Origin of the sequence: Solibacillus sp. (assembly GCF_040273735.1) — a bacterium.
GTDB lineage: Bacteria > Bacillota > Bacilli > Bacillales_A > Planococcaceae > Solibacillus.
In genome coordinates this window covers 51,109-65,177 of the sequence record NZ_JBELZM010000016.1, presented here as the reverse complement: position 1 = coordinate 65,177, position 14,069 = coordinate 51,109, and the positions used below count along the sequence as shown (strand labels likewise).

The 14,069-nt window shown below is 40.2% G+C and carries 13 protein-coding genes; 9 read left to right on the top strand and 4 right to left on the bottom strand.

Features of this window, described 5'->3' with window-relative positions:
• Positions 1–3: 3 nt before the first annotated feature.
• From ABS917_RS15110 to ABS917_RS15090, 5 genes are all read left to right on the top strand, one after another.
• The gene (locus ABS917_RS15110; protein WP_350479773.1) at positions 4–891 is read left to right on the top strand and encodes an ATP-binding cassette domain-containing protein; all 888 of its coding nucleotides are present in this window, start codon (positions 4–6) and stop codon (positions 889–891) included.
• Positions 857–1,570: a silver transporter gene (locus ABS917_RS15105; RefSeq protein ID WP_350479772.1), complete on the top strand. Its 714-nt coding sequence runs from the start codon at positions 857–859 to the stop codon at positions 1,568–1,570. Before ABS917_RS15110 ends, ABS917_RS15105 begins: the two co-directional genes overlap by 35 nt.
• Positions 1,571–1,608: 38 nt before the next feature.
• On the top strand, positions 1,609–2,238 hold the full coding sequence (locus ABS917_RS15100; protein ID WP_350479771.1) for a glucose-6-phosphate isomerase: 630 nt from the start codon (positions 1,609–1,611) through the stop codon (positions 2,236–2,238).
• A 37-nt stretch (positions 2,239–2,275) separates the two neighbouring features.
• Complete coding sequence (locus tag ABS917_RS15095) at positions 2,276–3,094, top strand: metallophosphoesterase (protein WP_350479770.1); 819 nt, start codon at positions 2,276–2,278, stop codon at positions 3,092–3,094.
• Between the two features lie 170 nt (positions 3,095–3,264).
• On the top strand, positions 3,265–3,621 hold the full coding sequence (locus ABS917_RS15090; protein ID WP_350479769.1) for a rhodanese-like domain-containing protein: 357 nt from the start codon (positions 3,265–3,267) through the stop codon (positions 3,619–3,621).
• A gap of 195 nt (positions 3,622–3,816) precedes the next feature.
• On the opposite strand, the gene ABS917_RS15085 is transcribed toward ABS917_RS15090, so the two are convergent.
• Positions 3,817–4,992, bottom strand: a complete 1,176-nt coding sequence (locus ABS917_RS15085) for an alanyl-tRNA editing protein (RefSeq protein WP_350479768.1) — start codon at positions 4,990–4,992, stop codon at positions 3,817–3,819.
• A 134-nt stretch (positions 4,993–5,126) separates the two neighbouring features.
• Between ABS917_RS15085 and ABS917_RS15080 the strand changes: the two genes are divergently transcribed.
• Positions 5,127–5,435, top strand: coding sequence for a DUF6509 family protein (locus tag ABS917_RS15080; RefSeq protein WP_350479767.1), 309 nt, complete (start codon positions 5,127–5,129; stop codon positions 5,433–5,435).
• 36 nt (positions 5,436–5,471) lie between these two features.
• Here the strand turns inward: ABS917_RS15080 and ABS917_RS15075 are convergent, their stop codons facing one another.
• The 3 genes from ABS917_RS15075 to ABS917_RS15065 form a co-directional block, all read right to left on the bottom strand.
• Positions 5,472–5,927 carry a helix-turn-helix domain-containing protein gene (locus tag ABS917_RS15075; RefSeq protein ID WP_350479766.1) on the bottom strand — a complete coding sequence of 152 codons (456 nt, stop codon included), beginning with the start codon at positions 5,925–5,927 and terminating at the stop codon, positions 5,472–5,474.
• Positions 5,928–6,143: 216 nt separating this feature from the next.
• Complete coding sequence (locus ABS917_RS15070; RefSeq protein ID WP_350479765.1) at positions 6,144–7,745, bottom strand: gamma-glutamyltransferase family protein; 1,602 nt, start codon at positions 7,743–7,745, stop codon at positions 6,144–6,146.
• 154 nt (positions 7,746–7,899) lie between these two features.
• A complete protein-coding gene (locus ABS917_RS15065) occupies positions 7,900–8,838 on the bottom strand; it encodes a Gfo/Idh/MocA family protein (RefSeq protein ID WP_350479764.1) in 939 nt (312 codons plus the stop codon).
• Between the two features lie 165 nt (positions 8,839–9,003).
• On the opposite strand from ABS917_RS15065, the gene ABS917_RS15060 reads away from it, so the two are divergent.
• The 3 genes from ABS917_RS15060 (at position 9,004) to ABS917_RS15050 (ending at position 14,009) form a co-directional block, all read left to right on the top strand.
• On the top strand, positions 9,004–10,335 hold the full coding sequence (locus tag ABS917_RS15060) for an FAD-dependent oxidoreductase (protein ID WP_350479763.1): 1,332 nt from the start codon (positions 9,004–9,006) through the stop codon (positions 10,333–10,335).
• A 595-nt stretch (positions 10,336–10,930) separates the two neighbouring features.
• On the top strand, positions 10,931–11,173 hold the full coding sequence (locus ABS917_RS15055) for a spore protein Tlp (protein ID WP_350479762.1): 243 nt from the start codon (positions 10,931–10,933) through the stop codon (positions 11,171–11,173).
• Positions 11,174–11,411: 238 nt separating this feature from the next.
• Positions 11,412–14,009, top strand: a complete 2,598-nt coding sequence (locus ABS917_RS15050) for a cation-translocating P-type ATPase (protein ID WP_350479761.1) — start codon at positions 11,412–11,414, stop codon at positions 14,007–14,009.
• The last annotated feature ends 60 nt before the right edge of the window (positions 14,010–14,069 follow it).

The window sequence follows — 14,069 nt, the reverse complement described above, 5'->3', positions numbered from 1 at the left end:
AGAATGATTTTTTGCGAACAAGTGGAAAAACAGTACGGCAGGAAAACGATTTTGACACAGTTATCTTTTGAAATTACGGAGCCAAAGATTATTGGACTGATTGGACGAAATGGTGTCGGCAAGTCGACATTGCTAAAAATTTTGGCAGGGCATGTAAAAACATCGGACGGGAAAATTGAAGTCGTTGGTAAAAGACCATTTCAAAATTTAACGGTTGCCGCAAATACCATTTTTATCGAGGATGCAATGACATTTCCGTCTGTCATGAGTTTACAGGAAATAATTGAATCGGGTGAAAAGTTTTATAAAAACTTTGCAACAGAATTAGCGTTTGAACTATTGAAGTTTAGTCGAATATCCGAGAAGAATCACCACCAACACCTATCAAAAGGTCAAAAAGCAGTATTCAATTTAATTTACGGTATTGCTAGCCGCTGTGCCATTACATTACTGGATGAGCCAATGAATGGCATGGACGAGACAATCCGTGATGATATGTACCGCGTTATTTTAAAGGACTTCCTGGCATATCCACGTATAATGATCATTTCCAGCCATCATTTAAATGAAATGGAGCATTTAATCGAAGACATTTTACTGTTGCATGAAGGGAAAGTGGAGTTATTCTCATCTGTTGAAGAAGTGCAGCAGCTGGCGGTCAAGCTAGTAGGGCAAAAAGAGAATGTGGAGCCGTCATTAAAAGGGTATGAAGTGCTTGCGACATATGAAAACGGCCCAATTTTTGAAGCAATTGTGAAAACCAGTGAGTTGTCATTACCTGAAGGAGTGAGGATGCAAAATCTATCGGCAAGTGATGTATGTAAAGTGTTGACGACATCGAAAGGGGGTTCCGTTGATGACATCTATCGTAACAGTAAGTCCAATGCGTAATATTTATGAGCAGGTGAAGTGGAAATGTAAGGCGTACAGTTCAATGTTCAGTACGGTTCTGATTGTATACATTTTAATGGGGTTACTTTCAGGGGGGATGAGTGGCACTGTAGGAAGAGGCGTAAGTTTTGTGAATTATGAAGAGCAATTCTATTCACTGGATGGATTTTTTATCTATACAATCATGCTAATGCTGATTTTAGGGTGGATGCTCGCTTCAAAGCAGCTTTCCCGGCAAAACTATTCGATTGTAACGACAAATCTAACGGAAGTTGTTTCAACAGGAATATTCCTTATAGTTTTATGTATTTTTACATTTACTGCAGCGATTAGCACTTTAACTATTTCGGTTTTAATCAATCTATTGAGTGCGGGGGATCAGAATATATATTACGACTTCACTATATCACTTACTGCAATTATCGGTTTTATAGTTTGTTCATTACTCGCTGCATCGATCGGCTATTTTTTTCATGCTGTGTTTGATTTCTCAAAGATTGCTTTTATCATAATCGCTGCCGGTATCTTCTTGTTAGTTCGGCAATATACGTATGATACATGGCAGTTTGTTTTTGGTGATGGAACGATGCAGATTATTGGACGAAGTGCTGTTTATGTCATAGTTCTTTGGCTTCTGATTGCATTGATCCGCCAGAAAAGAGAGGTGACACGCATATGAGTGGCGTTCTGATAATTCTCCTAATAATAGGTATAGCTATGATATTTACAAACTTGTTAGTTTCAAAGGTACAAATTTGGAAGCCGAAGCGGACGTTTTGGTTTGCAATTGTTTACTTTAGTTGTGGAATAGTAGCGCTTGTTTATTTGCTGTTTGTGTCGGGCAATGTGGAAAAAATCGCTTCTGATAAAGTTTTACAGCAGCAACTAGAGGAAACTGAGCAACTGGAGATAGATTTAAAAAATCGCCGGTTTGAAAGTTTGAAGGAAGAGCACTTAAAATTTACAAAAACTTTTGAAGCAACGGAAGAAAATATTGAAGTTGTACGTAATCAAACAGGCCATTACTTGCCGGTCGTTATTTCATGGACGGATTCAACTGACAATAAAATAGAAGCTTCTTATTATGAAACACCGCTCTACTTGAATCGTGTTTATATTTCGCCGTATGTTATAGCACCAAAAATTGAGTGGGATGAGAATAAGCTGTACATTGTGGAGACCGAAACGAAAATTATGGCGAAATCAATGCGTTTGTCTATGGAACTATTGAACTCTTCTGAGTATGAACGCTATAATAATCCACTCAACGAATTAATTGGTAACAGGATTTTACACTTGAATGTTCCGAAACAGTTCAATATTATTGATAAAGATGGGTGGTATTAGTAGCTGCTTAAAACTCACAATGAATTGAGCGAATAAATTGAAAAAGTTATTGAAAATAATCATCTTTATAGGTATAGTCTATCTATTTTTATATATAAATAATAATTGGCTTGTCACAACCGATTATGTACATGAATCAGAGAGAATTCCGGAGAACTTTGATGGCTACCGGATTACCCAAGTGACCGATCTGCATGATGCGACATTCGGTGAAAATCAGTCACGGTTAGTGGAAAAAGTACGGGCTACCAAACCGGATGCTATTTTCATAACGGGTGATTTAGTTGATAGTCGCCGCTATGACTTGGAAAACAGTTTGCAGGCTGTCCGCCAGTTAGTCGATATTGCGGACGTATACTATGTACTGGGTAACCACGAAGTTGCATTGAATTTAACAGATGAAATATATACAGCTTTAATTGAGCTCGGTGTCCATGTATTGCCGAATGATGCGGTACAGTTGGAGCGTGACGGAGAGCACATCGTCATTGCGGGTATTGAGGACCCGTTAATGGGAAAAGAAGTGGGCCAGTCGATTGATGAAGCGCTGTACAATATGGATCCGGATGCATTTAAAGTGTTATTGTCGCACCGTCCTGAGCTGTTTGAGGCATATGTTGAAAAGGATATCGATTTAGTGTTAACAGGGCATGCACATGGCGGCCAAATTCGTCTGCCATTTATCGGCGGGCTTTTTGCGCCAACACAAGGTTTCTTGCCAAAATACACTGCAGGTATTTATGAACAGCAGGAAACGGAAATGATAGTAAACAGGGGATTGGGGAACAGTCTGTTTCCTTACCGAATCTTTAATCTGCCTGAAGTTTATGTCGTTGAGTTGAAAAAGGAAAGCTAGTTAGTAGTTTTTTAATATATGCTGCGCGTTTTCTAATAAATTCGAAAAATTTCTAATACATTTCCCGTTCTTTAATAAATGGCAGCAATCCCGTTCTAAAAGCGCAAAATATTCGTAAGCTTGTGCAGAGTATCGTAAAATAAGTGAAAATAGATTTTAGGAGTATGCAAATGGAAGGGATTATTACACTACTTGCAATGGTGGGAATCATTGTAATGGTCGTGCGTTTTATGCCGAAAAAAGGCGTGAAATATATTACGACTAAAGAACTGCAGCCTATACTGGAAGACGAGAAATATGTATTTGTGGATGTGCGGACGGAAAAAGAATATAAAGAGGCCCACATTCCTCAGTTTATCAATCGTCCCCTTGGAACTTATTTAGGAGATTTGCCGAAAGATCGTCCTATTGTTGTCATTTGCCAAAGTGGTGCGCGCAGTAATAAAGCATGCAAGGAACTCGTAAAGCTCGGTTATACCGATATAACAAATGTTCGCCGCGGGATGAATGGACTACGGGCAGGATAAAACATGAGAAGCTAATGAATGGTCCAACCCATCATTAGCTTCTTTTTCATTTATCCCGCATTAACTGGTAGTAAGACTCCAACCTCCAGGTTTAGGCAGGGCAAAGGAATAGGCGGGAGATCAACTACCCGTAAAAGCCCGATTGGTTCAACTAACAATCCGTGGGGGAAAACCCCCACGGATTGAAGTTTCACTTTATTGAATTGCTTCTTTCATTGCCTCAATCAGAGCTTCTGCTGAAACGATTTTTTCACCGCCGCCTTGTACAAGTGCATCATTTCCGCCGCCTTTACCATTTATGAGCGGTAAAGCAGCTGCAGAAATATCTTTCATCGATTTCGTTTGTTCACTGCCGCGTGCCGCAACAAATTGTAGCTTGTCTTCATTATTGGCAACAAGCAGTGCGATTGCCTCACCATTTTGCTGTGTAATAAAACGCGCCAGCTTCTGCAAGCTTTGAATCGAGCGGTTTTCGAATGTCGCTGCAGCAACTGTTTCGTTTGCTAATTCTTTGGCTTCGAATTCAAGTAGGGCGTCTTGTGCTTCCGTTAAACTTTTCTCTGTTTGCTTCGAAGTTTTCAATAATTTACGTAACGCATCAGCAGCTTCTTCTTCCGGTGCGCTCAACTGACGGGCCACATCACTTAAAACCTGTTTACGCATAGCCAGCTGCTGTAATACGCGATTACCGCATACGAAGTGTACACGAATCTGCTTCTTCATTTTCTCTGTTGCTAAAATTTTCAACAAGCCTACTTGTCCCGTAGAAGTAGGGTGTGTACCGCCACAGCCATTGTAGTCATAGTCAGGGATAATGACTAAACGGATATCTTCGTCGACTTTTACATCTTTCCGTAAGTTATATTGCGCTAATTCTTCTTTTGTCACCCATTTAGTTTCAATCGGGCGATTTTCCAAAATAATTTCGTTAGCCCGTTTTTCCACTGCTGCCAGCTGATCTTCCGACACTTCGCCAGCATTTAAATCGATTGTGACAAGCTCTGTTCCTAAGTGGAAGCTCACTGTCGCCATATCGAATAATTCCACAAAGGCCGCTGTTAAAATATGTTGACCAGCATGTTGTTGCATATGGTCGAATCGGCGCGACCAATGAAGTTTCCCGGATATTTCCCCGGAAATATTCGACACATCGGCTGCCGTATAATGACGAATTTCTTCATCAATTTTCTCAACATCAATAATTTCCATTTCATTAATCCATCCGGTATCATGGGGTTGCCCCCCACCAGTAGGATAAAATGCAGTATTGTTTAGTACTATGAAATTTCCTGTTTCGTCTTTACCTGTTTTCACAATTTGTGCCGTAAATTCCTTCATCATTGCATCTTCGTAATAAAATAGATTTTTCAAAGTCCATCACTCCTTAATTTCTAGTTTGTCATATGAAAACGTTGCTGTCACGGTGTAAATGAATGATTGTTATTTGACGCGGGGCAATTTTCGTTTATGATAAAATAGAAGCATTTCCCGGAAGGAGCATGAATATGAATATTACGCAATTTTCGATAGAAGAAATTTTAGATCCGACAAAGATTATTGAAGGTAAGCGTTATGAGTTTTTATTAGATGTAGAAGTGGATGAGGAAGATGAACTGTATTCCGCTGCAGGATTAGAAATTCGAGTAATTGTAGGGGTAATTGACGATAACGTACGCATCGTGAACTATTTTATTACGGATAAAACAAATAATGAGTTTTTGGATTTTGCATTGGAAGAAGACGAAGAAGCGATGATTTTAGCGTTTTGCAAGGATGAATTATCTGCTGATTCTAGTGAAACAGAAGCTGAATAATTGGTATAAGAAAGGTAGCAAATACGCTACCTTTTTTTAGTCAATATATTTTGTTTTTAACTGGTCTGCACCAATCCCGCCGATTACCATTAAAGCTAACGGCAAGAAGTTTGATAGGATTTTTGGTAAGCCTTCAGGAATGATAACATCCATACCAGTAAAATGATTTAAGCCCATAATAATAAGTTTTGCGACCAATAAAAATGCCCCTAATAAAAACACACTATCAAAGAACGCTTTCCATTTTGGATACGCCAATTTCTTACTATCCCGAATTACCTTTTCTTTCAATTCTCCGTCACTCCTCAACATTTCATCGATAGTGATGCCAAACAAATCACTCAAATCAATGATTACTTCAATACTCGGATAGTTCTTCCCAGTTTCCCATTTAGAAACGGATTGGCGACTAACATGAATTTTTTCGGCAAGATCCGCTTGTGACCAACCTCTTTTTTCTCGCTCTTTTTTTAATCGTTCACTAAAAATCATGTGAGTCATCCCCTTCCTTGTTTTCAGTATTGATGAAGTGTACCGGTAAAGTAAAGATAGTTATAGGTGCGTGAGGGGGCAACCTCGTGTTGCCACTGATTTTCCGCAGTTTAATCATTTAATCATAACTTATGATGGTCCATAACTGAAAATATAAATATAAACAGGAGTATCCCGCAAAATTTGGGATACTCCTGTTTTATGTAATAAACTATCTTACCAAGCCGCAATTGCGCCATCTGTACGTGGTTCTGTTCCACCGTACAATACGCCTGTCTTCTGGTCGCGCCATATAATTTGACCGCGTCCGAAACTGCCGCCATCGACTGCAACATGAATTTCATGGCCTTTACGCTGCAATGCATGCACTAAATAACTAGGAAAGTGCGGTTCGACTTCAATGCGCTTTTCACCAATCCATTGCCATCTCGGCATATCAAGTGCTGCCTGAGGGTTGAGTGCGAAGTCTATTGTGGATGTAACGACCTGGAAATGCCCTTGAGGCTGCATATAGCCACCCATTACGCCGAATGGACCGACCGCTTCATTATCCTTTGTCAAGAACCCTGGAATAATTGTATTGAAAGTTCGTTTTCCAGGCTTTAAGAAGTTCGGATGTGCTTCATCGAGAGAGAAGTCATACCCGCGGTTTTGAAGTGTGATACCTGTTTCAGGAATGACAACTCCTGAACCGAACCCCATATAGTTACTTTGAATGTACGATACCATATTCCCATCTGCATCGGCTGTAGCCAAATACACCGTACCGCCTTTTGGAATATCGAACCGTTTCGGATCAATTGCCGTATCTTTAATTTCGGCGAATCGTGATTCTCCATATGTTTTTGATAAGAGTGTTTCGACATCTACCGGCATGTCATTTAATTCTGTGACAAATGCTTTACCGTCCGTATATGCAAGCTTCATCGCTTCAATCTGATTATGTAATGTTTGTGCATCCTGCCATTTTGGCTCGGCATGCTGATAAATATTCAATGCCATTTGTGCAACAATTCCCTGACCATTCGGAGGAATTTCCCATACGTCATAGCCTTTGTAATGTACTTTTATCGGGTTTACCCATTCAGGTTCATAGCTTGCCAAATCGTCCTTCGAAATAAAGCCGTTATGCTTTTTCATAAAAGCATCTATTTTGTCTGCAATTTCGCCTTTGTAGAAAGCCTCCCCATTTGTTTTGGCGATTTTATGCAATGTTTCTCCGTGGGCTGGAGAGTTCCAAACTTCACCGATTTCCGGCATCCGGCCATCGATTGAAAATGTTTCAAACCAGTGTTGGAATTCTTCGGATGTGAAATTTTGTTTATATTTTTTATAGGCCGATTGCCAGTAATGTCCGAGTGTTACGGAAATCGGATATCCTTCTTCTGCATAGGAGATGGCAGGGGCCAATACTTCGCTTAACGGCAATTTCCCGAATCGCTTCGATAAGGCTGCCCATGCTGATGGAGCGCCTGGAACAGTGACCGGGATAACTCCATGCATCGGAATTTTATCTAATCCCCGCTCTGTTAACGCTTCTTTGGAAATCGATTTGGCAGAAGGACCTGAAGCATTTAACCCGTAAAGCTCATCCTTCATCCAGACGAGCGCAAATGCATCCCCGCCGATTCCATTTGATGTAGGTTCAACAACAGTAAGTGCTGCTGCTGTTGCGATTGCTGCATCGACTGCGTTACCGCCTTTTTTCAAAATATCCAGTCCGGCCTGTGCTGCGAGCGGCTGGGATGTTGCGACCATTCCACGATTGGCGATGACTGTATTCCGCTTGCTTGGAAACGGATAATGTAAATAGTCCAAAAATAATCCCCCTTTTGATTTAATGACGCAATAAAAAGAATATTACAATTATTTTAGTATAGAAAGCAGGTTTTTACAATTTAAATATTTCACAATCCGAAATAAAAAGTTGTTCGGAAAGGGGATTCACTTTCCGAACAACTTCATAGTCATATTATTTTAGCAATTCATCAATCCAACGCTGTACTTTTAAGCCTTCCTCGAATGGTACGACAAATGCTTCCTCGCCTAAAAGTACTTTTCGGCATGCCTCAAGCATTGTTTCAGGGGTTTCGGTAAGGGTAATTTCCACTTCCGGCTCATATGCTTTGCTTGTGTAAACTTCGGACCAGTTTCGTAATGTTACAACTTTATCTGTTCCGAAAATTTTAAAGTCGATGCGCTCTTCCTGTCCAATGCCTGCAAGCCCGTTAATGACCATTGGGATGCCGTTTGCTGTTTTCGCCAAAGCAGATACTCCAACTTCGCACAGCGCTTCATCTTCAGGATAAGCTGTTTCATGCGCCAAAATTTCAACATCACCGAATAAATGGTGCGTTAATTGCAAATAATGCGGGAAAATCTCCCGAATAAACCCGCCTTGCTCACGTGAAGCAATCCAAGGGTTTTGCTGCCATTTACGCGGCCATTCAGGGAAATACGTATGCAGCTCAATACGTGTAATGTCACCCATATCTTTTGCCAATTCTTGTTTTAGCCGATGGACTGCCGCACCGTACATTAACGGAAAATGCATCGCTGTTTGTACATTTGCTTCGTTTGCAATGCGTACCATCGTTTCTCCGTCTGTAGCATCATGGGCAAGCGGTTTTTCCGATAGAATATGTAATTTGTGCTTTGCGATCTCAGCCGCTAATGTTGCGTGGCTGACAGGCGGTGTGCCAATATACACCCAGTCCGGTTTTAAATTCAATAGCGCTTGTAAATCATTAGTAGTGGGTACATTATATTTAGCGGCCAATTGTGCTGTACGTGTTTCATTCGTATCAAAAATTGCCGCAATTTCATAATGTTCGTTTTGCAGTGCCTGGTTAATAATGCGTTCACCGACAACACCGGTACCGATAATGCCAATCGTCGTTGTTTTAGTCATTTAGGTTGCTCCTTTGCGAAATGTAGGATTTTTCTGATAGTTAGTGTAACATATTTTGGGAGTACATAGGATTACGAAACAACAGGGAATGATATGCTATAAATAGAAACAGTTTTCGGTAGCATGTTAAAAGAAGAGAAAAGTGTATTGAGGAGTGGATCAAATATGAAAGTTGTAATTATAGGCGGCGATGCGGCAGGAATGAGTGCAGCAATGGAAATTGTGCGTAATAATAAGGCCGCCCACGTTGTAGTATTGGAAAAAGGAGAGGTTTATTCGTATGGACAATGCGGATTGCCATACGTAATTAATGGGAAAGTCCCTCATACAGAAGAATTGATTGCAAGGGATGTCGAGGAATTCCGCTCAAAATACGGAATTGATGCACGCATTTTCCATGAAGTGACAGCAGTTGATACAAAGCTGCAAAAAGTGAGTGGCATCGATGTAAACAGTAATGAACCTTTCGAATTTATATACGATAAACTGCTCATCGCTACAGGAGCGTCACCAACAATGCCGAAAATTGAAAATGCCCACTTAAAAGGGATTCATACAGTAAAAACCATTCTACAAATGGATGAACTGATGAAACAGTTGCCAAATGTGAAACACGTTACGGTCATCGGTGGAGGCTATATTGGTCTGGAAGTTGTTGAAACAGTAAGGGAGCGTGGTCTGGATGTGCGTCTCATTCAACGCGGAAGCACATTAATGTCGATCCTTGATGATCAGCTGACCGACAGTATTTATGAGGAAGCAGTCAAAAATGGTGTGGAAGTTTTATTAAGTGAAGATACGATAGGCTACGAAGGAACCGAATTTGTGGAGGCAGTTCGGACAAATAGTGGTGTGCATAAAACTGACCTCGTCATCGTCGCGACAGGAGTACGTCCAAATACACAGTTTGCACAAGGTTTTGCCAAGCTTGAAAATGGGGCACTTATCGTCAATGAAAAAATGGAGACTTCGATTGCTAACGTGTATGCAGCAGGGGACTGTGCTTCCCATTTTAATCGTGTAAACCAAAAGAATGATTATTTACCGCTTGGTACGACAGCAAACAAACAGGGGCGAATTGCCGGGTTGAATATAGCCGGCTTTAATCAGAAGTTCCATGGAATTGTCGGGACATCCATCCTAAAGTTTTTCAATCTGCATATAGGCATGACAGGATTAAATAATGAAGCTGCAGATCGTTTAAATGCACTTGTAGAAGCGTATGTAATGGAAGTAAATGATATTGCAAGCTACTATCCGAATGTCCAGCCGATGAAGCTTCGAATGCTTGTCGAACAGCAAAGCCGCAAGCTCGTTGGCCTTCAAATAGTAGGAAAGCACGGTGTCGATAAACGGATTGATGTATTTGCGACAGCGCTTTACAATGAAATGACTTTCGAGGAACTGCTGGACTTGGATTTAGCGTATGCACCTCCATTTAGCGGCGTGTGGGATGCAATTATGCAGGCACCCAAACGCTATGGTAAAAAAGAATAAAACGTCAAAAGCTCCAGCTACTATTGGGAAATAGCTGGAGCTTTTTGGTGCTTAACTTCTTTTAGTAGCATCTTCCCACCTCTACGAAAGGTTGCAAGATGGCTGGAGGAAGTGTTTATATTTGTTTTAAGTGTGTGTTATAAACACTCGCTAAATGAAGTCAAAACCTCGGGTGGATATCCAACGTTTGGATACAATTACGCTGTGACGTAATCGGCAAAGAGGTGTTAGTCAAATTTGTTCAAATTAATTATGTATAGTTATACGTTCACTCATGCTAGCAGCTATGACTTTCTGCAAAGGTGGAATCATGGTGAAGGCTCACTACTTGTTTTGAACTTATCCATACTATAGCGCATAATTATTAACAAAACGCCATTTTAATGAACATGTAAATAACATGTAAAATAGCGAATTATATAGCAAAACCTTTCGTATCAGGGGTTTGAAGGTCTTTTTAGTGCTTTTTATAATTATTTTATTGTATTTGTATAACAAAAATATGACATCTGTGACGAAATAAAGAAAAATTATTTTGGAATAAATAAAGTGAAGCAAAACAAACTAAATTTATCATCGAAAAGGAGGAATCATGATGAAAAACGACAGACATGATGTTTTCAACAAAGGATCGGAAAATGCGATAAGTTTAGGTAAAATGATCAACAATACAAAAGAAAATATACACGAGGCTGAAATTAGTAAAGAGTTTGCACTTCCTGATGAACTGGAAAATATTGAAGAAAAAAATGCTCATCGTAGAACCGCAATTGCCCAGCTGGAAGAACAAATCAGAGAAAGAAAAGCAGCCAAAGCTAGAAGGGACTCATTTAAATAGCTTAAAAGATCGAGTATCAACTTAAAAAAAGCAGCGATTTTCTAAATCGGAAAATTGCTGCTTTTCTTTATGTCCCATATTTCTGTATACAGAGCAAAATTTTAAGAGATTTTTGTTAGGAAGTTTTCATTTTCATACTAAAACTATCATACAGTGTTTTGGGAGAGTTCTTCTATTTTAAATGGGATTGCTCAAAATAGTTATTTGTACCAATCAAATGACTTGAAGGAGGTTTTAAATGAAAGTAACAGAATATTACCAAGCATCTGTACAAGAGGTAATGAAAAAGTTAGATGTGACGCAATATGGATTAACTGATTACGAAGTCCGGGGCCGCCAGAAAAAGTATGGCTATAACGAATTGAAAGAAGGAAAGCAGAAAAGTATTTTCCAAGTTTTCTTCGAGCAGTTTCAGGATTTTTTAGTGCTCATTTTAATTGTTGCGGCAGTTGTTTCGATCTTCCTTGGAGATACGGACAGTTCCATTGTCATTTTAATCGTCATTATATTAAATGCCATTCTTGGAACCGTTCAGCATGCCCGAGCTGAAAAATCATTGAACAGTTTAAAGGAAATGGCCGCACCCGTTTCAAAAGTAAAACGTAACGGGGAAATTATTGAAATACCATCTAGAAATGTAATAGTAGGGGACCTGCTCATTTTGGAAGCGGGCGATTCTATTAGCGCGGATGGACGAGTAGTTGAAAGTCATAGTTTGCAAATAAATGAAAGTTCATTAACAGGTGAATCTTTGGCGGTCGATAAAGTTGCCAATACAATTGTTGAAACAGAGCTAGCACTAGGAGACAGAAAAAACATGGTGTACTCCGGAAGCTTTGTAACAAATGGCCGTGGAGCAGTGGCTGTTACTTCAATTGGGATGAATACGGAAATCGGAAAAATTGCAAAGCTGATCGACAATGCGAAAGAGAAAAAAACACCTTTGCAAGTCAATCTTGATAAATTCGGAAAACGTCTTGCCATCGGAATTATCCTTATTTGTATCGTAATTTTTGCTTTGGATATTATTCGGGGACGTGAGCTAATTGATTCCTTTATGTTTGCAGTTTCACTGGCTGTCGCGGCAATCCCTGAAGCGTTAAGTTCGATTGTAACGATTGTTCTGGCAGTAGGAACTCAAAATATGGCAAAAGAAAATGCAATTATCCGCAAATTGCCAGCAGTAGAAAGTTTGGGAAGTGTTTCGATTATTTGTACAGACAAAACCGGGACGCTGACACAAAACAAAATGACAGTTCAGGAAGTTTATACAGGGGGGCAGTTTTTTTCCTCCAACGAGATGGAGCCGAACAACCCGAATCATAAAAAACTGCTGGATTTCGCAATACTGTGCAATGATTCCATGATGCTAAGAGAGAAACCAATAGGGGATCCGACAGAACTTGCGCTCATAAAATTGGGTCATGGACATGAATTGAACGAACAAATGATACGTGGGCTTCATCCGCGTGTTGGAGAAATTCCTTTCGATTCCACTCGAAAATTGATGAGTACCGTGCACCGAATGGGGAATCGGAATGTCATGATTACAAAAGGAGCAGTGGACGAGCTTATTCCCCGTATTAGCCGTATCGATTCAAGCAGCAGTTCGATTATTACGAACAAGCAGCTGGAACAGATTAATCAAGCGAATGCTGCATTTTCGAATGCGGGATTACGGGTAATTGCCATTACGTATAAAGAAGTCTTTTCTTCTAATATAAGTGAAAAGGACGAGCAAGGTTTAACATTTGTCGGGCTAATCGCGATGATGGATCCTCCGCGCGATGAATCGGCACAGGCAGTTGCAGACTGTATTGAAGCAGGAATTAAGCCTGTCATGATTACAGGAGACCATAAGATTACGGCAATCGCGATCGCGAAACAGCTCGGTATCTTAAAAAGCCCTGATGAAGCAATTGAAGGAAAGGAAATTGAAAAGCTTTCAGACCGGGAACTGAAAAATAAGGTGGAAAGCTTCTCCGTCTATGCCCGTGTATCACCGGAGCACAAAATCCGGATTGTAAAGGCTTGGCAAGAAAAAGGACATGTTGTCGCGATGACAGGGGACGGGGTAAATGACGCCCCGGCGTTAAAACAGGCTGAAATTGGAGTGGCAATGGGGAAAACAGGAACGGAAGTAGCCAAAGATGCGTCATCGATGATTTTAACAGACGATAATTTTTTAACGATCGTTAAATCCATCTCGAACGGGCGAAGTATTTACGCAAATATTAAAAATGCGATCAAATTTCTGTTATCCGGAAATGCAGGGGCAATTTTCGTTGTTTTATATGCGACGCTTTTTGCTTTGCCTGCCCCGTTTCTGCCGATCCATCTGTTGTTTATTAACTTATTGACGGATAGCCTGCCAGCAATCGCGATAGGCTTGGAACCGCATAATAAGAAACTGATGAAGGAAAAACCGCGGAATATAAATGAGTCACTGTTAAATAAAAAATTCGTCTCTCAAGTAGGATTTGAAGGACTGATTATTGCGGCAGTCACAATCATCGCATTCCAGGTGGGCTTATCGACCGGCGATACAGCGGTAGCTACAACGATGGCGTTTGCAACATTATGTTTATCAAGATTGCTGCACGGATTCAATTGCCGTTCGGAAGACTCTATTTTTAAAATAGGAATCTTCTCGAATTTGGCCGTTTGGATTGCCTTTTTACTCGGATTTACAATATTGAACTTTGTACTGATCAACGGGTTATTTGAGGTAGCCGATTTGACAAGTAACCAATATTTAATGATTTATGGATTATCGTTAGTGCCGTTAGTTATTATCCAGGTCCGTAAACTGTTTTTCGGATCTGCCAAGGCATAAATAGAAAATGTAATGATACAAAACAGTATATGGCAACTTTTTTAGCCGGTTAACATAAAA

Coding starts and splice junctions, on each gene's coding strand:
- ABS917_RS15075 (WP_350479766.1), bottom strand. CDS start 5,927: ATGATTTTTAGTGAACGATTAAAAAAAGAGCGAGAAAAAAGAGGTTGG.
- ABS917_RS15055 (WP_350479762.1), top strand. CDS start 10,931: ATGAAAAACGACAGACATGATGTTTTCAACAAAGGATCGGAAAATGCG.
- ABS917_RS15050 (WP_350479761.1), top strand. CDS start 11,412: ATGAAAGTAACAGAATATTACCAAGCATCTGTACAAGAGGTAATGAAA.
- ABS917_RS15110 (WP_350479773.1), top strand. CDS start 4: ATGATTTTTTGCGAACAAGTGGAAAAACAGTACGGCAGGAAAACGATT.
- ABS917_RS15060 (WP_350479763.1), top strand. CDS start 9,004: ATGAAAGTTGTAATTATAGGCGGCGATGCGGCAGGAATGAGTGCAGCA.
- ABS917_RS15090 (WP_350479769.1), top strand. CDS start 3,265: ATGGAAGGGATTATTACACTACTTGCAATGGTGGGAATCATTGTAATG.
- ABS917_RS15105 (WP_350479772.1), top strand. CDS start 857: ATGACATCTATCGTAACAGTAAGTCCAATGCGTAATATTTATGAGCAG.
- ABS917_RS15065 (WP_350479764.1), bottom strand. CDS start 8,838: ATGACTAAAACAACGACGATTGGCATTATCGGTACCGGTGTTGTCGGT.
- ABS917_RS15100 (WP_350479771.1), top strand. CDS start 1,609: ATGATATTTACAAACTTGTTAGTTTCAAAGGTACAAATTTGGAAGCCG.
- ABS917_RS15080 (WP_350479767.1), top strand. CDS start 5,127: ATGAATATTACGCAATTTTCGATAGAAGAAATTTTAGATCCGACAAAG.